Below are 20789 nucleotides of genomic sequence, written 5' to 3' on the forward strand. Positions count from 1 at the left end.
CTCTTTCAACAATTTTTAGTTTATACTATGACGTAACGGCATAGTCAAGGCTTTTTAAAAAATTTTTTAAGCACAAAAAAGGCCCAGCTTTCGCTGAACCTTTTTGAATCATCTAATTCGGATTTTTAACCAGCATCCTGAACCTGGATAAGAGTAGCTGTTATCGTCGAGGTCTGATGAGAAGAAGAATGATAAACTTCGAGGGTCACGGTATCACCTGGTTTTTTGCTAACCACAACGTTTGTAATCGTTCCGGAAGAGGTCACATTCGTATCATCAATCTTTGTAATAATATCTCCCTTTTGCAGTCCTGCCTGCTTTAAGGAATCATTGCTCACTGACTCGATCATATAGCCAACCTGCAAATTATAGAAACGAGCCGTCATCGAATCGACCATTGTTCCTGTAACTCCCAGCATTGCACGGTCTTTTACATATCCATACTGTTTGAGATCGTTGATAACAGGCTGAGCCGTATCAATCGGAATTGCAAATCCCAAACCTTCGGCTGTAGTATTGCCTACTTCGGTATATTTGTTAGAATTAATTCCAATTACCTGCCCATAGAGATTAACGAGTGCTCCCCCGGAATTGCCAGGGTTAATCGCCGCATCCGTCTGAATAAACTTCATGGTATAGCCGCTGGAAGTGGTAATCTGCCGCTCCAAAGCGGAAACGTTGCCAAAAGTAACGGTAGAGTTTAACGCGGTACCGCCTGGATCGCCGATTGCCAGGACATCATCTCCAACCTGAAGATCGGAGCTGGAACCAAATTCCGCGGCGGTAAGACCGGTCGCATCAATTTTTAAAAGTGCGAGGTCTGTGACGCTGTCACTTCCTACCAGCTTCGCCTGATAGGTAGAACCATCTGACAAAATCACTTTCAACCCGGTAGCACCATCCACTACATGTGCATTGGTGATGATATATCCGTCTGATGTTGCAATGATGCCGGAGCCTTCACTGGAAGGAGTTCCTTCTACATCGCCGTCACTGCTGCTCGCCGTATTGCCAGCAGTACTTCCGCCCTGCTGATTTTTGCTGTAGCCTGAAAAATTCGAAGTAGTATTCTGGTAGTTCTCAATACAGACTACTGCAGGCGTTACTTTTGCCGCTGCCTGCTGCTTTGTTAAAAGCTGTGTCGTTCCGGTAGAAGAAGTATTCGTAGCACCGCTCGCCGTATCGCTGATCAGCTTATTGACCGTAAAAACGCTGCCGCTGCTGCCGGAGTTTCCGAATTTAATGACATTGTTATCCACCAACGCGATAAATCCGCCAAGTGTTGCAACTGAAACCAAAAAGCAAATCAGCACACAAGCAAGAATTCGTTTTCCGGTTCCCTTTTTTCCGAGACGATTCTTTTTCTCTCGAACATTTTTCACCGGAGGCTGTGTATTTGGAGCTTGCCATGTATTCTGATACCATTGCCCCCTCGAATTTTCATTTTGGCCAGCGGGATTTTGATAGCCGGGAGCAGAACTGGAATAAGAATCCGGCTGCCATGTGTCATTATGCTGCGAACCGGAATGATAGCAGCCGCCTTCCCAAGAGGTCTCGCTGTCCTTTCCCCCACGAGAATCAAGCGAAGAATTATTCATATCGGAATGATTTCCCTGAAAATTTTTCTCATCATTGGGATCATACATGAGAAATACACCCTTTCGTTTTTAATTTATGGCTTTAGAATAACGAACCTATGTGAAAATCAGGTGATAAGCCTCTAATTATTTTATGATTCTTCCCAAAAAAAATTAATTTTTCCCTTTTGTTTTTCAAAAAGTCGGTATACACTAAAATCAATGCAACAAAAAGGGGCTCAAAAAAGAATGATTCATTATTATTACGGATATGGAAAAGGAAAAACTTCCGCCGCTTTAGGACTTGGCATTCGCGCGTGCGGTGCCGGAAAAAAAGTCACCTTACTGCAATTTTTAAAAGACAATCACTCCGCCGAACGTCATATTCTACAGTCACTTTCGGGATTTCAGGTAATCCCAAATCCAGAACATCTCAAATTTACAAACCAGATGAATCAAAGTGAAAAGGAAGAAGCCTCTCTTTTTTGGCAGAATGCTTTTTATTTTGCTCAAAAAACGCCTTATGATGTATTAATTTTAGATGAAGTTACTGACGCTGTAAAAGTCGGATTTCTTTCTCGGGCCGACCTGCTCCTTTTACTCCACCATTTTTCGCAGAATCGGGAGCTCATTCTGACTGGACATGAACCCGACCTGGAAATCGAAGCCTTGTGCGATTATGTAACCGAAATGAAAAAGAAAAAACATCCCTTTGATCATGGTGCAAAGGCCCGCGCGGGGATTGAATTTTAATTAGAAAAAAGGATAAACACAAATCGTTTGTGTCTATCCCTTTTTAAGTGGTTAATTTCTTTATCTGGATAAAATTCGATTCAGGTCTTTCTGTGATTTTCCTTCACAGACCGCCACAATTTCGTCTCCTGAGGAAAAGGCTAAATCACCGTTTGGAATAATCATTTGTCCATCCCGCAAAACAGAAACAATCAGCGAGCCTTTCGGCAGCTGCACATCCCGCAGTTTAGTTCCATTTACAGCGGAACGCTCGGTCAGCGTCATTGCTACAATAGCAGCACGACCACGGTTCAGAGTCGTCAGAAGGTGCATCTCACTGACGTTCACTTCCTGTTCAATCATATTGGTAATAATTTCGGTACTGCTCACAACAATATCAATTCCCAAAACCCGCAGTGCCGTTAAATTTCGCGGATCATTGGCTCGAGCAATCACCTTTTTTACGCCGAAAGTCTGCTTTGCTAACTGACAGGCCACCAAGTTATCTTGGTCGCTGCCGCTGACTGCCAAAAAGCAATCCGCTTCAGAAGTCCGTGCTTCCTTCAAGATCTCCAGTTCCGTTCCGTTTCCGGAGATAACCTCTAAATCGAGTTCATTTGCAAGGCGCAGACTCCGCAGACGATCCTTTTCGATAATCTGTACGGTGTTTTTTCGTTCCAACATATTGAGCGCCAGCTGACGACCAAGCTTGCCGCCACCCATAATTACAATATTCACAAGATTCCCCTCCGATCAATCAATGACCTCTGCCCAAATCATGCGGTCTTCCCGCTGAATCATATAATCCGGATCCTTTCCGGCCAAAATCATCGTCCCATCCTTTTGTAGCAAAGCAAATGGAACTTCTTTTTCATTCACACCGATGTTGCCAAGTCGCTTTCCGATCATAAAACTTTCTACCGGATAAGTATGAAATGCTGCATTAGCGGTACCAAAAGCCATCTGTTTACTCTGATTTGGATTGACAAGTGCCTGCACAATCATATCACCGGCAAGATTGGTCGGGCAGACCGTTCGTAGACCAAATGCCGTAAATACCTCTTCTCGGGCTGGATCACTGATTCTGGTAACAACATTTTCCACTTTAAAAAACTGCTGAATAATCTGTGTCACCGTAATATTTAAATTATCGTCCGGAGTAGCAACCGCCGCCATATCGCAATTTTCCGCTCCGGCATTTTTTAGAACTTTTAGATCCATTGGCATTCCCGCTACAGTCATCCCGCTAAAATCGGTCGGCAGCCGATAAAAAAGTTCCGGATGCTCATCCACAACTGCTACGTCATGCCCCATAGAATCCATGATTGTAGCGATCTGAGAACCAAGGCGTCCACATCCCACCACTAGAACATTCATAATCTCGTTTCCTCCTGCTTAATTACCGCTTTTCGGTAAATCTCAAAAATATATCCGAGTATATCATAAACGGCTCTGGAATACAAGATTTTAGCGAAAATTGCAAAAGCAGTCCTCGTAAAACTTTTCGTATGTTATAATTTTTAAAAAAGGGAGACTTTCTTATGCGTTTTTTTGATCTTCACTGTGATACACTAACGATGAGCGGACTTTTAAAAAAAGCTCCTCTTCGCCGGAATAACGGTCACCTCGATTTTGTTCGCCTAAAAAGCACCGGCGCCATCGCACAATGTTTTGCAATCTGGATTCCGACACACAGATGCGCACAAAAATATGGTGTGAAAGATTCTCCATGGGAATTCTATCAGAAAGCAAATTCCCTTTTTAAAGAGGAACTGCAAAAGAACAATGATTTAATTGCACCGGCATTAAAAATAGAAGATGTTGAGCAAAACATAAAAAATGGGCTTGTTTCTGCAATTCTGACCATCGAAGATTCGGTTGTCTTATCCGGCAGCCTTGAAAAATTGGAAACCCTTTATCAGGACGGAGTCAGGTTGATGACGCTCACTTGGAACTACGAAAATTCTCTCGGCTATCCCAACGATCGCGAGGAAGCGAAAACCAATCTCGAACTGAAACCATTTGGGAAAGAAGCCGTTTTGCGAATGATGGACTTAGGGATTGCAGTAGACGTTTCTCATCTCTCTGATGGGGGCTTTTATAATGTTGCCGAACTGAGCCAAAAAATGCATATTCCATTTCTTGCAAGCCATTCCTGTGCACGCAGTTTACAACCGCACCCACGCAATCTCACCGATGAAATGCTGCATATTTTGGGAGACTGCGGTGGAATCTGCGGAGTCAATTTTGAAGACAGCTTTTTGCCGGACACCGAAAATCACCTGACAAAAATTGCGGATATCGTCCGCTGTACCTGCTATCTTTGCAATCAGGCAGGAATCGATGCGGTCGCGATTGGCAGCGACTTTGATGGAATTGAAAGCAAGCTCGAAATGGGCGGATATGAAGGGCTGCCGCTTCTTGCAGAAGCACTTAACAAAAAGCTACCTGCCTCCCAAGTGGAAAAGATCTGTTACCGAAATGCCATGCGCTTTTTTGGGGCGGCTATTCATTAAAATATGGATATTTTGTTCAATCATATAAGGCGCTATTCCATTTTTATCCCTTTGCAATTTCCTTTTTATGGGAATTGATCTCTTGACAAATACAGAAATTCGTTGCATAATACAAATAAAATTTTTTGTTAAAATATTTTAATTAATTTAGTTAGAAACGGATGTGTTTTGTAGCAGATGAGTTTTGAAATACTGGGAACCGGAAGCGCCCACCCGGCCTGCCGGAAAACAAACGACGATATCGCCCAACTGGTTGACACTTCTGATGAATGGATCAGAAGCCGCACCGGAATTGAGTCACGATACGTCTGTACCACAGAAACGCTCCAGGACCTTGCCTTGGAAGCGGCTCAAAAAGCGCTCAAAATGGCCAAAGTACAACCAAAAGAATTAGATTTAATTTTAGTCGCCACCATCCGCGGCGATTGCATCACCCCCTCTGCTGCCTGCATTCTGCAGAACGCTCTGGGGGCCTCTTGTCCTGCGTTTGACCTCAATGCCGCCTGTTCCGGCTTCCTTTATGCGCTGGATACAGCAGACGGCTGGTTCTGCCGCAATCGTGCCAAAAAGGTACTGGTCGTTGCTGCCGAAACAATGAGCCGTCTATTAAACTATCAGGACCGCACCACCTGCCCGCTCTTTGGAGATGGCGCAGGCGCAGTCGTTCTTGGACAAGGGGATGCTTTATTATCGATTCACCTCACCGCAAAGGGGGATCCTCTAACGCTTAGAATCGATAATACCGACGGACAAAGCCCGTTTTTAAAAATGGATCACCCTGCCGAGCAATATCTGCACATGTCCGGACAAAACACCTATCGTTTTGCAGTAAGCAATCTATGCCGTCAGTTAAAGCTCGCGGCTCAAGAAGCCGGAATTGATTTAAAAGATCTCGACTGGGTGCTTCCTCATCAGGCAAATCTGCGAATCATTGAAGGGGCACAGCACCGTTTGCCGATTCCAACCGAAAAATATTGCATCAACATCCAGAACTGGGGCAATACTTCCGCCGCAGCTGTCCCGATTCTGATGGATGAGTTTTGCCGAAAAGGCACTTTTAAGCCCGGTGATCTTTTAGGCCTTGTCGTTTTTGGCGGCGGCCTGACTACCGGCAGCGCAATTCTGCGCTGGACGATTGATCCTAAGAAAATTTTTGATTCGGAGGTTTCAAAATGATTCATTCACCAATTTGTGATTTATTCGGAATCAAATATCCCATCTTTCAGGGAGGCATGGCGTGGGTCGCCGACGCTTCTCTTGCAGCAGGAGTCAGCAATGCAGGCGGTTTAGGCCTGATCGCCGGAATGAATTCGAACGGAGAACAACTTCGTGCTGAAATCCGTAAATGCCGGGAACTGACTGACAAGCCCTTCGGTGTTAATGTCATGCTGATGAGTCCTTTTGTCGAAGAGGTCGCACAAACCGTCATTGAAGAAAAAGTCCCGATCGTTACTACCGGCGCCGGTGTCCCCGGAAAATATATGCCGGCCTGGCTAAAAGCAGGCATTAAAGTAGTTCCGGTCGTCGCCTCCGTGAATTTTGCAAAACGGGCTGTCCGCAATGGAGCATGTGCCGTAGTGGCAGAAGGCTGCGAAAGCGGCGGCCATATCGGAGAGCTTACCACAATGGCAATGGTCCCGCAGATTGTAGATGCGGTAGACGTTCCCGTTCTTGCCGCCGGCGGAATTGCCGATGGAAGGCAGGCAGCAGCAGCCTTTATGCTGGGTGCACAGGGAATCCAAGTCGGGACCCGCTTTTTAGTTGCAAAGGAATGCACCATCTCTGAAATTTATAAAGAACGAATTTTAAAATCAAAAGATACCGACACAATCGTGACCGGCCGTCGAACCGGTGACGCAGTACGAGCTCTAAAAAGTCCTTTTTCCAGAGAGTTTGCAAAACAGGAAGCCGATCTTTCGATTTCGGAAGAATCCCTGCAAGCATTGGGAACCGGCGCATTGCGCAAAGCCGCACGGGAAGGTGATCTGGAACACGGATGCTTCCTTGCAGGACAAGTTGCCTCCATGGTTAAAGAAGAACAAACCTGTGCCGAAATTATCGAAGATCTGTTTTCCGGCGCAGAAACTGCACTGAAAGGGGCTTCCAAATGGATCAGATAGCATTTCTGTTTAGCGGTCAGGGAACCCAATACACTGGGATGGGACAGTCCCTCTGTAATATAAGTCCTGCTGCCAAAGCAGTCTTTGACATGGCTGATAAAATTCGTCCCGGCACAAAAGAGCAATGCTTTTCCGGTACAAAAGAGGAACTTACCATCACCCGCAATACTCAGCCTTGCGTTTGGTGTGTGGATTATGCAGCAGCAATGGCTCTAAAAGAAGCCGGCATTACCCCCAGCTGTGCCGCCGGTTTTTCTCTGGGAGAAATTGCAGCGATGACTTTTTGCAAAGTGGTTTCTCCAGAAGATGGCTTTCGTGCCGTTTGCCGCCGCGGAGAACTGATGGAAAAAGCCGCAGAAGAAAATCCGGGTTCCATGGTAGCTGTCCTTCGTCTTTCAGAAGAAGAAGTTGAGGAAATCTGCAAAAAATTTGAGGCCGCATGGCCGGTCAATTATAATTGTCCAGGACAAATCGCTGTCTCCGCAAAGCTTCCGGAAATTGAGCCGCTCTGTGAAGCGGTAAAAGAAGCGGGCGGACGTGCAGTTCCAATCAAGGTCAGCGGCGGATTTCACTCTCCTCTGATGAAAAGTGCTGCGCAGTCATTCGGCAATTATCTTCAAAAAGTAAATCTGCATTCCCCGGAGCTTTCACTCTATGCAAATTATACGGCAAAACCTTATCCCGCTGATAAAGATGAAATCATTCGGCTTCTGTCTTTACAGATCTGTTCCCCGGTTTTATGGCAGAAAACGATTGAGCACATGGCGCAGGCGGGTATTCATACCTTCATCGAATGCGGTCCCGGCAAAACACTTTCCGGACTTGTGAAAAAGACACTGCCGCAGGCACAGATTTTACGGGTAGAAGACGCCGAAACGCTCCAATCCACATTAGAAGCATTAAAGGAGGGCAAAAAATGAAAACACTCTCCGGAAAAACTGCCGTAATCACTGGCGGTTCTCGTGGCATCGGCCGTGCGATCGCTCTAAAAATGGCTTCTGAAGGTGCCAACATTGCAATCCTTTATGCTGGGAACAAAGAGGCTGCACAAAAAACGGTTTCTGAGCTTTTGAATCTTAACGTTAAAGCGCAAGCTTATCAATGCGATGTTGCCGACGCAGATGCCACAAGTGCTATCTGCAAAGAGATTTTAAATGATTTTTCCTCCGTACAAATTCTCGTAAATAATGCGGGAATTACCCGGGATGGATTTTTGCGCCGCATGAAAGAGGAAGATTTAGACGCCGTCCTCAATACCAATCTGAAAGGCGCTTTTCATATGATTGAAGGCTTCTACGGTACCTTCCTGCGTGCGCGCGAAGGCCGTATTATCAATATTTCATCTGTAGTCGGTCTTTCCGGAAACGGCGGACAAACCAATTACTCCGCTGCAAAGGCAGGATTGATTGGCTTAACAAAATCCATTGCAAAAGAACTCGGCAGCCGGAACATTACCTGTAATGCGATTGCCCCCGGCTTCGTCGAAACCGATATGACCGCTTCTCTCCCCGAAAAAGTACGGGAAGAGACCCTTAGCTCTATTCCGCTCAAACGAATGGCTCAACCGGAAGATATTGCCGATGCGGCAGTTTTTTTGGCAGGCCCTCACGCTTCCTATATCACAGGAGTCGTACTTCGGGTAGACGGCGGAATGTGCATGTAATTTCTAACAGAGAAAGGAGCTGTTTTGATGAATCGAGTTGCAATAACCGGAATCGGAGCCATTACGCCGATTGGAAACGATGCCCCTACTTTTTGGGATCATCTGATCCATGGTGTCTGCGGAATTGCTCCCATCACTCGCTTTGATACCAAAGACAGCAAAGTAACCCTTGCGGCCGAAGTAAAAGGCTTTGACCCGCTCGCCTATATGGATAAAAGAGATGCACGAAAAGCGGACCTCTATACGCAGTACGCTGTAGCCGCCGCCTCTGAAGCGATGGAAGACAGCAAACTTCTCGGAACGGTTCCAGATAATCGCCTTGGGGTTTATGTCGGCAGCGGAATCGGCGGAATGGAAACCTTTATAAAAGAATGCACAAAATGCAAAGAAAAAGGTCCCCGTCACGTTTCGCCTTTCTTTATTCCGATGCTGATCTCCAATATGGCGGCAGGCACTATTGCCATCCGATTTTCTGCAAAAGGCCCTAGTATGTGCATTACAACAGCCTGTGCAACAAGCGCAAACGCGATCGGCGAAGCTTATCGTGCGATTCAAAACGGTTACGCAGATGCGATGATCGCAGGCGGCAGTGAAGCGACCATTAACGAACTTGCCACCGCAGGTTTTGCAAACTGCATGGCACTTCATACCGGCACCGATCCAAACTGTGCCTCTGTTCCATTTGACAAACGCCGCAGCGGTTTTGTTATGGGAGAAGGCGGAGCCATTCTGATTTTGGAAAACTATGACCACGCTAAAAAACGCGGTGCGCACATCTATGCGGAAGTCTGCGGCTATGGGAATACAAATGATGCTTATCACATGACAGCGCCGGAATCCTCCGCGGAAAGTCCTGCCGAAGCAATTCGTCTGGCAGTCGCCGAAGCAAAAATTGCAAAGGACACCCCGCTTTATATTAACGCTCACGGCACCAGTACGACTCTCAACGATAAAACAGAAACACTGGCCTTTAAAAAAGCTCTGGGCGAATCCTGGGCAAAAAGCGCATGGATCAGCTCTACCAAAAGCATGCATGGCCATATGCTGGGTGCAACCGGTGCAGCAGAAGCAATCGCCTGCGTAAAAGCCCTTGAAACCGGAATCATTCCTCCAACGATTCATTATCAAGAGCCCGATCCCGAATGCGATCTTTTCTATACCCCAAATGAGGCGCTTAAAAAAGATCCCGAATGGGCAATCAGCACTAACCTCGGCTTTGGCGGACATAATGCCTGTCTGGCTTTTCATAAAGAAAAGGAGGACTAACTCTGAATGAAACTGGAAGAAATTCGCTCGCTCTCACGTCTGATGCAGGAAACCGGTCTTTCGGTCCTTGATCTGAAAGAAAACGGCACACACCTGCGGCTGGAGCGTGCTTTTTCAGAAAAAGCACCGCTCCCAGCAACATCAAAAGAGTTCGATGTTGCTGCGCCGATTTCGGCACAGCCGCAGGAAAAGGCAGAAAAATCCGCTTTGAAAATTTCTCCTGCACCAGAAGGGACCCCATTAAAAGCTCCCATGGTCGGCGTTTTTTATAATGCCCCCTCCCCCGATGCAAAACCGTTTGTAAGCGTAGGCGATTTCGTCAAAAAGGGTGACACTCTCTGTGTCATCGAAGCTATGAAGCTTTTTAACGAAATTTCTGCCGAAAAGGATGGAAAAGTTCTCGAAATTTGCGTCCGAAACGGTCAAGTCGTTGAATATGGTCAAACACTTTTCTATATTGGCTAAAAATTTTTCAGACGACGAACCAGTTCGCCGTCTTTGTTTATTCTTAGGAAAAGAGGGATTTTTATGACGAAAGAAGAATTAAAAACAATTCTCCCCCACAGAGAACCCATGCTGCTTTTGGACGAAGCGGATCAAACCGGTGAAAACAGTGCAGAGGGACGTTATACCGTTCGCGGGGATGAATGGTTTTTAAAAGGCCATTTCCCGGGATACCCAATTGTTCCCGGTGTCATTCAGTGTGAAATGCTTGCACAGACCTGCTGCCTGCCGTTAAAGGAGCAATTAAAAGGGAAAACACCCCTTTATGCAGGCATGAACAAAGTACGATTTCACGGGCAGGTACGTCCCGGCGATACCCTGATTTTAAAATGTGAAATCACAAAATCCCGCCCTCCGTTTTATTTTGCTTCCGGAAAAGGATATATAAATGATAAAATGGTGGTTTCCGGCGAGTTTTCCTTTGCAGTCTCCGAGAAATGAGGTGCTCTTGTGTTCTCTAAAATTCTAATTGCAAACCGTGGAGAAATCGCTGTTCGGATTCTTCGCGCCTGTCGCGAGATGGGAATCTCAACAGTAGCAGTATACTCCGAAGCTGACCGAGATGCGCTGCACGTTTCTCTCGCCGACGAAGCCATTTGTATTGGGTCGGCTCCCGTAAGTGAAAGTTATCTGAATATGACGGCGATCCTGACTGCGGCCAGCATTACCGGTTCGGAAGCCATTCATCCGGGATATGGCCTTCTAAGTGAAAACGCCGAATTTGCCGATCTTTGCAGAACCTGCGGGATCACCTTTATCGGGCCGCCTGCCGAAGTTATCTCCGAAATGGGAGACAAAGATGCGGCGCGCCGAATGATGCAGGAGGCTGGCGTTCCGGTAATCCCCGGCAGTGAAGTCGTGGATACCTTGAAAGCAGCTTTTGCCGCTGCGCATGAAATTGGGTTTCCGCTTTTGGTAAAGGCCCGCTCCGGCGGCGGCGGACGTGGAATTCGCTTAGTAGAGCGCGAAGAAGACTTTGAAAATGCGTGGCGTACTGCTTCGGCAGAAGCACAAGCCTCATTTGGCGACGGCGGCGTTTATCTTGAAAAGTATCTTTATCCGGCAAAGCACATTGAAATGCAGCTGCTTTGCGACAAAGATGGAAACTGCGTAACGCTTGGCGAACGGGAATGTACAGTTCAGCGCCATCACCAAAAGCTTTTAGAGGAAAGTCCCAGCCCGGCAATTTCTGAGTCAATCCGCAAAAAGATGCAGGAGGCAGCTCTAAAAGCCGCAAAAGCCTGTGGTTATGTGGGCGCCGGAACAGTCGAATTTCTCTATTATGATGAAAAGTTCTACTTTATGGAAATGAATACCCGCCTGCAGGTGGAACATCCGGTTACAGAACTTGTTACGGGACTTGACCTCGTCAAATGGCAAATTCGAATTGCCGCGGGCATTCCGCTTAATTTCACACAAAAAGAAGTGATCCCTTCGGGTCATGCTCTGGAATGCCGTATCAATGCAGAAGATCCGGAACATGGATTTTTACCGAGCTGCGGTACCATTCGTCTTCTTCACATTCCTGGTGGCCCCTGCGTGCGTTTTGATACCGCTCTTTATCAAGGGTATACCGTTCCCCCGTTTTATGACAGCATGATCGGCAAACTGATCGTGGCTTCTTCCTCTCGGGAAGAAGCGATTCGCAAAATGCGCACTGCTTTATGTGAACTGATTATCGATGGAATCCATCATAATGTTGGGCTGCAATTGCAAATTTTGGATGATCCTACTTTTCGAAACGGCACCTACCGTACCGATTTTATGGATCTTTTGATGAAAGAAAAATAAGGAGAAGGTGAAAGAGTGCTGAATAAAGAATTATTCCAAAAGCCAAAAAACACACTGGAACAAGGAGGCGAAAATGCCTCTCATCCAAATATTCCGGGCAGATTATGTATTAGCTGTTCCAAATGCAAAAAGATTTTATTTGCGCACGATCTGGAAAAATCATTTTTTAAATGTCCGAAATGTGGCCATCTTTTGCATATGAGCGCTCGTGAGCGCATTGCCATGATGACTGATAAAGGTTCTTTCTCTGAACTGTTTGGAAAGCTACGCAGCAAAAACATTCTGGATTTTCCGGATTATAACAAAAAGCTTTCTCATTCCTTCCTTTCCACTCACGAACGAGAGGGCGTTGTCTGCGGAATTGCGCAAATTTGTCAGGAACCATGTGCGATCTTTGTCATGGACCCTAATTTTATGATGGGTTCCATGGGCACTGTGGTCGGAGAAAAGATCACTCGTCTTTTTGAATATGCTACCGAAAATCATTTGCCTGTTGTAGGCTGGACGGTTTCCGGCGGCGCGCGCATGCAGGAAGGGATTCTCTCTTTAATGCAGATGGCGAAGACCAGCGGTGCCGTAAAACTGCACAGCGATGCGGGACTTCTTTATATCGTTGTTTTGACCGATCCGACTACCGGCGGCGTTACGGCAAGTTTCGCAATGGAAGCAGATATTATCCTCGCTGAACCTCAGGCACTGATTGGATTTGCCGGGCCCCGTGTCATTAAACAGACAATTCGCCAAAAATTGCCTGCAGGGTTTCAACGCTCAGAATTTCTTTTAGAAAAAGGATTTGTCGATGCGCTTTCCAACCGGGAAACCCAAAAAGAACAACTCTCAAATTTTTTGAGCTTACATCATAATGAGGAGGCAGATTCCATATGAAAGCATATGAACGTGTTTTAGCGGCACGCGCAAAAGGGCGCCCTACTGCCTCTGATTTTCTTTTTCATTTGGTCTCCGATTTTACAGAGCTTCACGGTGACCGACGTTTTGGCGACGATCCCGCGGTCATTGCAGGGATCGGACGGCTTTGCGGAATGCCTGTAACAGTGATTGCATTGGAACGCGGCCATAATACGGCGGAGCGAGTCGCACATAATTTTGGCATGGCACATCCGGAAGGTTACCGCAAAGCACTCCGGCTTATGAAACAGGCGGAAAAATTCCATCGTCCAATTCTCTGCATTATCGATACTGCCGGTGCATACTGCGGTGTTGCCGCCGAAGAACGCGGACAAGGGCAGGCAATTGCCGAAAACCTCTGCGAAATGATGACGCTCAAAGCGCCCATTCTATCTCTCTTTGTCGGGGAAGGCGGCAGCGGCGGTGCACTTGGTTTAGCGGTTGCCGATGAAGTCTGGATGCTGGAAAATGCCGTTTATTCAGTCATTTCTCCGGAAGGCTGTGCTTCTATTCTTTGGAAGGACAGTGAAAAAGCAGCCGAGGCAGCAGAATGCCTGCACATGACAGCCGAAGACTTATTAAAGCTAAAAGCCGCCGACCGTATTTTTCCGGAACCGGAAAATGGTGATTTTACTCCGCTCTACGAAGATCTTGAAAAAAACATTTTTTCATTCTTTCAAAAAGAAAAGACTTTTTCGGGAGAAGATCTTGCCAAGTCACGTTACGAACGTTTTCGGCAAAGATTCTAAAGGATTGCTTTTTTTCTTTCTTTTTACTATACTGGATGAAATAGATTGTTCATTGTATTCGATTGAGGAGGAATTTGTTTATGCGCAGAAGTGATCGACAAGTAGTTGACCAAACAAAAATATTTTCCATCATTCAAAAATGCGACTGCTGTCGTCTTGCAATTACAAACGACCCCGTTCCCTATCTAATTCCGCTCAATTTTGGATTCTTACCAGAGGAAAACGGGATCTTTTATTTTCATAGCGCCAAAGAGGGAACAAAGCTCGATCTTCTTCGGAAAAATCCAGAGCTTTCTTTTGAACTTGATACTTCACACGCCGTGAAAAAAGGCCGTTTTGCCTGTGAATATTCCTTTTACTATCAGAGTGTCATCGGGACTGGAAAAGTACAATTTGTAGAAGAGCCCTCCGAAAAAGAAAAAGCGCTTTCCCTTTTAATGAAACAGTATTCTGCCGAACAAAATTTTTCTTTTTCTCCGGAATCTCTTGCCCGCACCGTAATTCTAAAGATGACCGTGGAATCAATTTCCTGTAAAGAATATCTTCCGCCGCAATCATAAGCGGTCTCCGTTTCGGTTTCTGCCGGGACGGCTTTTTTTTCGGCATTTTTTATGGTATACTTATTGGGAATATTTTAGATAAAATAAGTCTTTGGTTTTTAATAGGAGGATTTTTTTATTATATGGAATTAAAAGAGGCGCATAAGTGTCCGCTTTATCACAAATGTGGTGGGTGCCAGCTGCAGAATCTTTCCTATCCGGAACAGCTTCGTTGGAAAGAGCGCCGGGTCTTTTCTCTTTTAGGGCATTTCTGCAAGCCGAATCCGATTTTGGGAATGGATTTTCCCTACCATTACCGCAACAAAGTACAAGCGGCTTTTACAACGGACCGTAAAGGGCAAATCATCTCCGGTGTTTACCAATCCAGTACGCATCGGGTCGTTCCGGTAGAGTCCTGTCTGACAGAAGACGAAACCGCAGACCGCATCATGGGAACCATTCGAAAGCTACTCAAAAGTTTTAAACTTTCCACATTTGATGAGCGCACTGGGCGCGGATTTTTGCGCCACGTTCTGATCAAGCGCGGATTTTCCACCAATCAGGTCATGGTCGTTTTAGTGGCGGCAAATCCGATTTTCCCAGAAAAGAAGTTTGTAAAAGCGCTGAGAACTGAACATCCGGAAATTACAACTGTGATTTTAAATTTAAATAAACGTCATACCAGCCTTGTGCTCGGTGAACGAGAAAAAGTTCTCTGGGGACCAGGATATATTGAAGACGATCTCTGCTCCTGCCGTTTTCGGATTTCTTCGAAAAGCTTTTATCAGATCAACCCCCTGCAAACTGAAGTGCTTTATCGCACCGCAATGGATTTTGCACATCTAACTGGGACAGAAACTGTCATTGACGCCTACTGTGGAATTGGAACAATCGGACTTGTTGCCTCCAAAAAGGCAAAAAAAGTGATCGGCGTCGAGATTAATCCCGCCGCAGTAAAAGACGCAATCCGGAATGCAAAGCTTAACAAAGCCACAAATGCGCAGTTTTTTACTGGAGATGCGGGAGATTTTATGGTCGAACTTGCCGCCGACAAAGAGCAGATTGATACTGTTTTTCTAGATCCGCCCCGCGCCGGAAGCAGTGAACCGTTTTTAGCAAGTCTCAACCGCCTAAATCCAAAGCGAGTCGTCTATATTTCCTGTAATCCCGAAACGCAGGCAAGGGATTTTCATTATCTTGTCAAGTTGGGCTGGAAAGTAAAGGCACTTCAGCCGGTAGACATGTTCCCTCATACGAACCATATTGAGACGGTAGCACTTTTGATGAAAGCTGAAACGGGAAAATGACAACTCCGGCTTCAATTTTATCGATTCTAAACTTTTCTCATATTTACGAGGAAGAGCGCTTCTACCAGCACGAACGAATCCACTGGATTGACTGCACCGACCTTAGCGGAACAGACGGATTCTGCGATGAGAAAGCCGCCCGCGAAATTCGGAAGCGAATTTCCTTGGAACCGGTTCGCAGCATTCACTTTATTGATTCTGGAAATTATCATTACATCACCAGGTTTTGGATAGAAAAGATTTTGGCTCCTTTTTCTCTGGTTGTCTTTGACCATCATTCTGATATGCAGAAGCCGCTTTTTTCTGACCTTCTTTCCTGTGGAGACTGGATCTTGGATTCTTTAAAAAAGCTTCCGCTGCTCAAAAAAGTCATTTTAGTTGGACTTTCCAAAGAGCAGGAAACAAAGATTCCTTCAGAATTTCAAAATCGGGTTTTGTGCGTTGACAGTTCTCATCTGAATCTTTCGGAAGCTCAGTTTTCGGAACTCTGCGGAAGATTTCCAATTTATATTTCCATCGATAAAGATGTTCTCAGCAAAAAAGTAGTGAACACCTCCTGGGATCAAGGCATCATGAGTCTTTCACAACTGCGCGAAATGCTTGCTTTTCTGCTGCGTCATCGAGAAATTCTCGGTATTGATATCTGTGGGGAATGCCCTGACTGCATTGAATTTTTAAAAAGTATCAGTCAAAATGACCGCATCAACTTGTCTCTGCTCAAGTTTTTAGAATCTTTAGAAACATAGAAATCAAAGTGGGATTGGCCTCCCATTAACATAAAAAGAGAAAAAAGAGAGGATTTTATCAGCTATGAATACATCACCTGACTCCCCGCACAAGAACGGGAATTTCAGCTCGAACTTTGGATTTATTATTGCCTGTGTCGGTTCTGCCGTAGGGCTGGGAAATATTTGGATGTTTCCTTATCGTCTCGGGCAATATGGCGGCGCTGCTTTTCTGATTCCCTATCTGCTGTTTGTATTTTTATTCGGCTGGGTAGGACTTTCTGCTGAATTTGCAATTGGACGCCGCGCGCGCACCGGAACTTTGGGGGCCTATGAATACTGTTTCGAAAGCCGCGGTAAGAAAAAGCTCGGTTCTATTTTAGGCTGGATTCCGCTTTTAGGCTCTCTCGGAATTGCCATTGGCTATGCAATCATTATTGGATGGGTTGTACGTTCCTGCTATGGCTCTATCACGGGAGAAATTTTCGTTGGGGAAGCAAAACAATTTTTCTCACAGGCGACCGGCGATTTTGGAAGCCTTTTCTGGAATGCACTGGTTGTTATTCTTGTCTGTTGGATTCTTCTTGCCGGCACCACAAAGGGAATCGAAAAAGCAAGCCGGGTCATGATGCCGCTTTTCTTTGTACTGTTTCTGGTTCTAGCAATCTGGGTCGCGTTTCTTCCTGGTGCCAAAGAAGGATACGAGTTTCTACTGATTCCAAAATGGGATGCGCTCCTCCGCAGTGATACCTGGGTAATGGCAATGGGACAAGCTTTTTTCTCTCTTTCCATCACCGGTTCCGGCATGATCGTCTATGGTGCCTACCTGGACAAAGGCGCCGATATTCCCAGCGCTTCGCTGCGCACTGCACTATTTGATACCATCGCCGCTCTGCTCGCTGCATTCGCCATTATGCCGGCTGTCTTTGCATTTCACATTGATGCAACCAGCGGCCCTTCTCTGATGTTTCTTACCCTACCCGGCATTTTTAAGCAAATTCCGATGGGACAGATTTTCTCCATCTTTTTCTTTGTTTCCGTAATATTTGCCGGAATTACCTCTTTAATCAATATGTTTGAAGCGGTAATTGAAAGCTGGCAGCATCGATTTTCTATTCCTCGCAAAGCAGCCGTCCTTTTATGCGGCGCGCTGACGCTTTTAGTGGGAATTTTTATCGAGGCAGAACCAAAAGTAGGCAATTGGATGGACTTTGTTTCCATTATCATCGTACCAATCGGAGCTGTTCTCGGTGCAATTTCTGTTTACTATATTCTCGGATATGATAAAATTAAAGAGGAACTCCAGATTGGTCACCCAAAGCCGCTTTCAAAAAGCTATCCAATCTTTGCAAAATATATTTATGTTCCACTCACCATTATCGTACTGGTTCTGGGACTTTGTTTCCACGGAATCGGCTAACAAAAAGTTCCTAAACTAAAGGAGGATGCCCTATGGATATTCAAAAAACGATCCAAAATCTTCAAAAGCATGGCTTTACTGTTTCGTATTTTAAAACCGGAGCAGAAGCTGCCTCTCATCTTGTCTCCCAGTTGCACGGCAAAACGATTGGGATCGGCGGAAGCGTGACGATTGATCAGCTTGGTGTCTATGACCAACTCACAAAAGAGAATACCGTTTTTTGGCATTGGAAACAGCAGCCGGCAAAAGAAGTACGGGCTTCTTCTCTTTCTGCACAGGTCTATCTGACCTCTGCCAATGCAATCGCGCAAAGCGGCGAGATTATCAATATTGATGGCAGTGGAAATCGAATTTCCGCCTCTCTTTACAATCATGAAAAAGTGATTTTTATCGTCGGAACCAATAAAATTGCCGATGACTATGATTCTGCCATGTGGCGTGCCCGAAATATTGCCGCACCACTTAACGCCAGAAGGCTGCACCGAAAAACGCCTTGCGCCATGGGGAAAGAACTAAAATGCTATGATTGCGATAGTCCCGAACGCATCTGCAATGGTGTTTCTGTGCTTCTTCGCAAAATGGGTGGTATTCCTGAAATGGAAGTTATCCTGATCGACGAAGACTTGGGATATTAAAAAATAAAAAGTTCCCTCAATCGTAGAAAAAACTATGATTGAGGGAATTCTTTTGCTAAAAAGGAAATATACTCATTCTACGGGATTTTCCATTGCTAATCGGATATTTTAAGCTTTCATTCGAATAAATTGACTTCTTTTGTTTAGGCATGATATACTTAGAATATTAGTTAAATGAAAAATCTTTTATAATTTGAGGGGTCCATTCATGAAAAAAAAGATTACGGCGATTTTTGCGGCAGCTATTTTATTGTTTGCCGCCGGCTGCAGCACGCAAACTTCTTCCAGCGCTGCTGCCAGTTCTTCCTCTTCGGTTTCTTCTTCATCCTATCAAACAACCGATTATTTGCCGCTTGGAAGCATTGTAACCTTGGTGGATAGTTCGAACAAAATTATGATTTCCGGATATGCCTCTAAAGATTCCGATGGTTCTGTTTGGGATTACTGCGGCATTCTTTACCCGGATGGATATACAGATACTTCTAAACTCTATCGCTTTAATCGTTCTCAAGTAAGCAGTATTGTCTCTGATGGATATACTAATGATGATATGAAAGCGTGGTTGTCTCAGATCAAAAATCGGATGCAGGCACGCGGATAATTTTTACAAATCTTCGATGAAAAGGAGCTTTCATGAACGAATCAAATTCTTTTTCGGAAGGTTCTCCGAAAAATTCTGCTCCAAATCCGGAAATTTCAGACTCTGAAACAAAAATTTCAACAGCACAAAATGATTTTGCTTTGTCAAGCGACCCCAAAGTCACTGATTCTGCAGAACCCTCTTTACCGCCAGGAATACAGAAAGATCCTACTACTCAAACCACCTTTGAAGATCCAATCTCGTTTGCCTCTCTTGTAACTGCACAGCGCCTTTCCTATGAGGAAATGCGGGATACCCGCCGCTGTGCAAGTCATTCTTCTTTTCTGGTCCTTATTTCTATCTTTCTGATGAATCTCATGATTTTAGGGCTCACTTGGTTGTGCCGTTCCAATCCCGCTTTACACAGCAATAGCAGCAGCTTTTTCTACCTAAAGCCCATTATTTATTATTCTATTTCCTGCTTTTCCTACTGCGTAGCGATTGGATTTCCAGCTTTGCTTTATCAGCTCCATACTCATCAACCGCTGGAAAAAGTGGTTCGGTTTGATTCTCCTAAAAGTCACGGCCTTTCGCGCAGCGCAATTATTTGCATGTTTTTTGCCGGAATGGGGCTAACACTGCTGGCCAATTATCCTACCTCTTTTGTTACCCAAATTCTTCAAATGTTCGGGATTTCTCACGTTTCTCCCGACGATATGCCTCTCACATCAGACGTTACCACCCAAATTTTTTATATGCTCTATGGCACCCTCATTCCTCCCCTTGTGGAAGAGCTGCTTTTCCGCGGTGTAATTTTAAACATCCTTAGGCGACATGGCGATTCCTTTGCAATTATCATGTCAGCATTTATTTTTGGGCTTTACCATGGAAATATTCCTCAGTTCGTTTTTGCATTTTTAATGGGTCTGATCGCCGGATATCTTTATATTCGAACCGGTTCTATTTTAATTTCAATTTTAATTCACATGTTTAATAACGGATTTTCCTGTCTGAGTGTCCTTATAGAGCAATGGTATGGGAATACTGTCTTTGAGAATTTTCAAAATGCTTACTTTTTGGTATTTTTACTGCTCGGCGCCGTTGGACTCGGATTTCTTATAAAAAATCGAAAAAAATATCTACCACTCCCAAAAAGTAAAACACTTCATGCCCCCCTATCAGTTCGCATGACCTGTGGAATCGGAAATCTTGGAACAATCTTTCTGATTTTAAATTTCATTGTGCTGTGCGCAGTGACAAATATCCTATGACCGATTCTGAATTGATGCGGGAAGCGCTTCTGTTGGCAGCTCAATCAGCAGCAGAAGGCGAAGTCCCGGTAGGAGCAGTATTGAGCAAAGATGGTGAAATCATTTCACGGGGGCGCAATCGGCGGGAAACTGCTAAAAATGCTCTGTGCCATGCAGAACTTGAAGCAATTCAAAAAGGCTGTGAAGTGCTTGGTGGCTGGCGGCTGTGGCAATGTACCCTTTATGTAACATTAGAGCCCTGCCCTATGTGTGCCGGTGCAATTATCAACGCCAGAATTCCACGGCTGGTTTACGGTGCATCTGACCCCAAAGCTGGTTCCTGCGGCTCTGTTGTTGATTTATTTTCACTTCCTTATAATCATCATCCAATGGTGGAATCCGGTCTTTTAGAGCCGGAATGCCGGGCATTATTACAAGAATTTTTTTCAGAATTGAGAAAAAGACGCAAATCGAAAAACTGTTGAATAAAAAATTAAAAGGAGATCGTT

23 protein-coding genes are annotated in these 20789 nt (G+C 45.2%); 20 read left to right on the plus strand and 3 right to left on the minus strand.

The features are described from left to right. Nucleotides 1–125: 125 nt before the first annotated feature. Entirely contained in the window at nucleotides 126–1646 is a 1521-nt protein-coding gene (locus OP489_RS11370) for a S1C family serine protease (protein ID WP_266162093.1), read from the minus strand. A 180-nt stretch (nucleotides 1647–1826) separates the two neighbouring features. On the opposite strand from OP489_RS11370, the gene OP489_RS11375 reads away from it, so the two are divergent. Next, nucleotides 1827–2330: a cob(I)yrinic acid a,c-diamide adenosyltransferase gene (locus OP489_RS11375; protein ID WP_266162094.1), complete on the plus strand. Its 504-nt coding sequence runs from the start codon at nucleotides 1827–1829 to the stop codon at nucleotides 2328–2330. 60 nt (nucleotides 2331–2390) lie between these two features. Here the strand turns inward: OP489_RS11375 and OP489_RS11380 are convergent, their stop codons facing one another. Both OP489_RS11380 and OP489_RS11385 read right to left on the minus strand, forming a co-directional pair. Then, entirely contained in the window at nucleotides 2391–3047 is a 657-nt protein-coding gene (locus OP489_RS11380) for a potassium channel family protein (protein WP_266162096.1), read from the minus strand. 15 nt (nucleotides 3048–3062) lie between these two features. Beyond that, entirely contained in the window at nucleotides 3063–3686 is a 624-nt protein-coding gene (locus tag OP489_RS11385) for a potassium channel family protein (protein ID WP_266162097.1), read from the minus strand. Between the two features lie 164 nt (nucleotides 3687–3850). On the opposite strand from OP489_RS11385, the gene OP489_RS11390 reads away from it, so the two are divergent. From OP489_RS11390 to tadA, 19 genes are all read left to right on the plus strand, one after another. Beyond that, on the plus strand, nucleotides 3851–4825 hold the full coding sequence (locus OP489_RS11390; RefSeq protein WP_266162098.1) for a dipeptidase: 975 nt from the start codon (nucleotides 3851–3853) through the stop codon (nucleotides 4823–4825). Nucleotides 4826–5002: 177 nt separating this feature from the next. After that, the gene (locus OP489_RS11395) at nucleotides 5003–6001 is read left to right on the plus strand and encodes a beta-ketoacyl-ACP synthase III (RefSeq protein WP_266162099.1); all 999 of its coding nucleotides are present in this window, start codon (nucleotides 5003–5005) and stop codon (nucleotides 5999–6001) included. Beyond that, nucleotides 5998–6945 carry a nitronate monooxygenase gene (locus tag OP489_RS11400; protein ID WP_266162100.1) on the plus strand — a complete coding sequence of 316 codons (948 nt, stop codon included), beginning with the start codon at nucleotides 5998–6000 and terminating at the stop codon, nucleotides 6943–6945. The genes OP489_RS11395 and OP489_RS11400 overlap by 4 nt, the downstream gene beginning before the upstream one ends. Further along, nucleotides 6933–7865: an ACP S-malonyltransferase gene (locus tag OP489_RS11405; protein ID WP_266162101.1), complete on the plus strand. Its 933-nt coding sequence runs from the start codon at nucleotides 6933–6935 to the stop codon at nucleotides 7863–7865. Before OP489_RS11400 ends, OP489_RS11405 begins: the two co-directional genes overlap by 13 nt. After that, nucleotides 7862–8608, plus strand: a complete 747-nt coding sequence (gene fabG, locus OP489_RS11410) for a 3-oxoacyl-[acyl-carrier-protein] reductase (protein ID WP_266162102.1) — start codon at nucleotides 7862–7864, stop codon at nucleotides 8606–8608. The genes OP489_RS11405 and fabG overlap by 4 nt, the downstream gene beginning before the upstream one ends. 24 nt (nucleotides 8609–8632) lie before the next feature. Beyond that, nucleotides 8633–9874 carry a beta-ketoacyl-ACP synthase II gene (gene fabF, locus OP489_RS11415; RefSeq protein ID WP_266162103.1) on the plus strand — a complete coding sequence of 414 codons (1242 nt, stop codon included), beginning with the start codon at nucleotides 8633–8635 and terminating at the stop codon, nucleotides 9872–9874. Nucleotides 9875–9880: 6 nt separating this feature from the next. Then, nucleotides 9881–10339: an acetyl-CoA carboxylase biotin carboxyl carrier protein gene (accB, locus tag OP489_RS11420; RefSeq protein ID WP_266162104.1), complete on the plus strand. Its 459-nt coding sequence runs from the start codon at nucleotides 9881–9883 to the stop codon at nucleotides 10337–10339. A gap of 63 nt (nucleotides 10340–10402) precedes the next feature. After that, nucleotides 10403–10819, plus strand: coding sequence for a 3-hydroxyacyl-ACP dehydratase FabZ family protein (locus OP489_RS11425; RefSeq protein WP_266162105.1), 417 nt, complete (start codon nucleotides 10403–10405; stop codon nucleotides 10817–10819). A gap of 9 nt (nucleotides 10820–10828) precedes the next feature. After that, on the plus strand, nucleotides 10829–12169 hold the full coding sequence (accC, locus tag OP489_RS11430) for an acetyl-CoA carboxylase biotin carboxylase subunit (RefSeq protein ID WP_266162107.1): 1341 nt from the start codon (nucleotides 10829–10831) through the stop codon (nucleotides 12167–12169). A gap of 15 nt (nucleotides 12170–12184) precedes the next feature. Further along, nucleotides 12185–13054, plus strand: coding sequence for an acetyl-CoA carboxylase, carboxyltransferase subunit beta (gene accD / locus OP489_RS11435; RefSeq protein WP_266162108.1), 870 nt, complete (start codon nucleotides 12185–12187; stop codon nucleotides 13052–13054). Then, nucleotides 13051–13824, plus strand: coding sequence for an acetyl-CoA carboxylase carboxyl transferase subunit alpha (gene accA / locus OP489_RS11440; RefSeq protein ID WP_266162109.1), 774 nt, complete (start codon nucleotides 13051–13053; stop codon nucleotides 13822–13824). Before accD ends, accA begins: the two co-directional genes overlap by 4 nt. An 80-nt stretch (nucleotides 13825–13904) precedes the next feature. Beyond that, nucleotides 13905–14384: a pyridoxamine 5'-phosphate oxidase family protein gene (locus OP489_RS11445; RefSeq protein WP_266162110.1), complete on the plus strand. Its 480-nt coding sequence runs from the start codon at nucleotides 13905–13907 to the stop codon at nucleotides 14382–14384. Nucleotides 14385–14506: 122 nt separating this feature from the next. Beyond that, nucleotides 14507–15670: a 23S rRNA (uracil(1939)-C(5))-methyltransferase RlmD gene (gene rlmD, locus OP489_RS11450; RefSeq protein WP_266162112.1), complete on the plus strand. Its 1164-nt coding sequence runs from the start codon at nucleotides 14507–14509 to the stop codon at nucleotides 15668–15670. Next, nucleotides 15667–16416, plus strand: coding sequence for an arginase (locus OP489_RS11455; protein ID WP_266162113.1), 750 nt, complete (start codon nucleotides 15667–15669; stop codon nucleotides 16414–16416). Before rlmD ends, OP489_RS11455 begins: the two co-directional genes overlap by 4 nt. A 64-nt stretch (nucleotides 16417–16480) precedes the next feature. Then, nucleotides 16481–17815, plus strand: coding sequence for a sodium-dependent transporter (locus OP489_RS11460; protein ID WP_266162114.1), 1335 nt, complete (start codon nucleotides 16481–16483; stop codon nucleotides 17813–17815). 32 nt (nucleotides 17816–17847) lie between these two features. Beyond that, a complete protein-coding gene (locus tag OP489_RS11465) occupies nucleotides 17848–18450 on the plus strand; it encodes a lactate utilization protein (protein WP_266162116.1) in 603 nt (200 codons plus the stop codon). A gap of 208 nt (nucleotides 18451–18658) precedes the next feature. Next, nucleotides 18659–19051, plus strand: a complete 393-nt coding sequence (locus tag OP489_RS11470; protein WP_266162117.1) for a DUF4176 domain-containing protein — start codon at nucleotides 18659–18661, stop codon at nucleotides 19049–19051. A 32-nt stretch (nucleotides 19052–19083) separates the two neighbouring features. After that, nucleotides 19084–20301 carry a CPBP family intramembrane glutamic endopeptidase gene (locus tag OP489_RS11475; RefSeq protein WP_266162118.1) on the plus strand — a complete coding sequence of 406 codons (1218 nt, stop codon included), beginning with the start codon at nucleotides 19084–19086 and terminating at the stop codon, nucleotides 20299–20301. Continuing rightward, nucleotides 20298–20765 carry a tRNA adenosine(34) deaminase TadA gene (tadA, locus tag OP489_RS11480; RefSeq protein ID WP_266162119.1) on the plus strand — a complete coding sequence of 156 codons (468 nt, stop codon included), beginning with the start codon at nucleotides 20298–20300 and terminating at the stop codon, nucleotides 20763–20765. The genes OP489_RS11475 and tadA overlap by 4 nt, the downstream gene beginning before the upstream one ends. The last annotated feature ends 24 nt before the right edge of the window (nucleotides 20766–20789 follow it).

Source organism: Caproicibacterium sp. BJN0003 (assembly GCF_026314295.1).
Lineage (GTDB): Bacteria > Bacillota > Clostridia > Oscillospirales > Acutalibacteraceae > Caproicibacterium.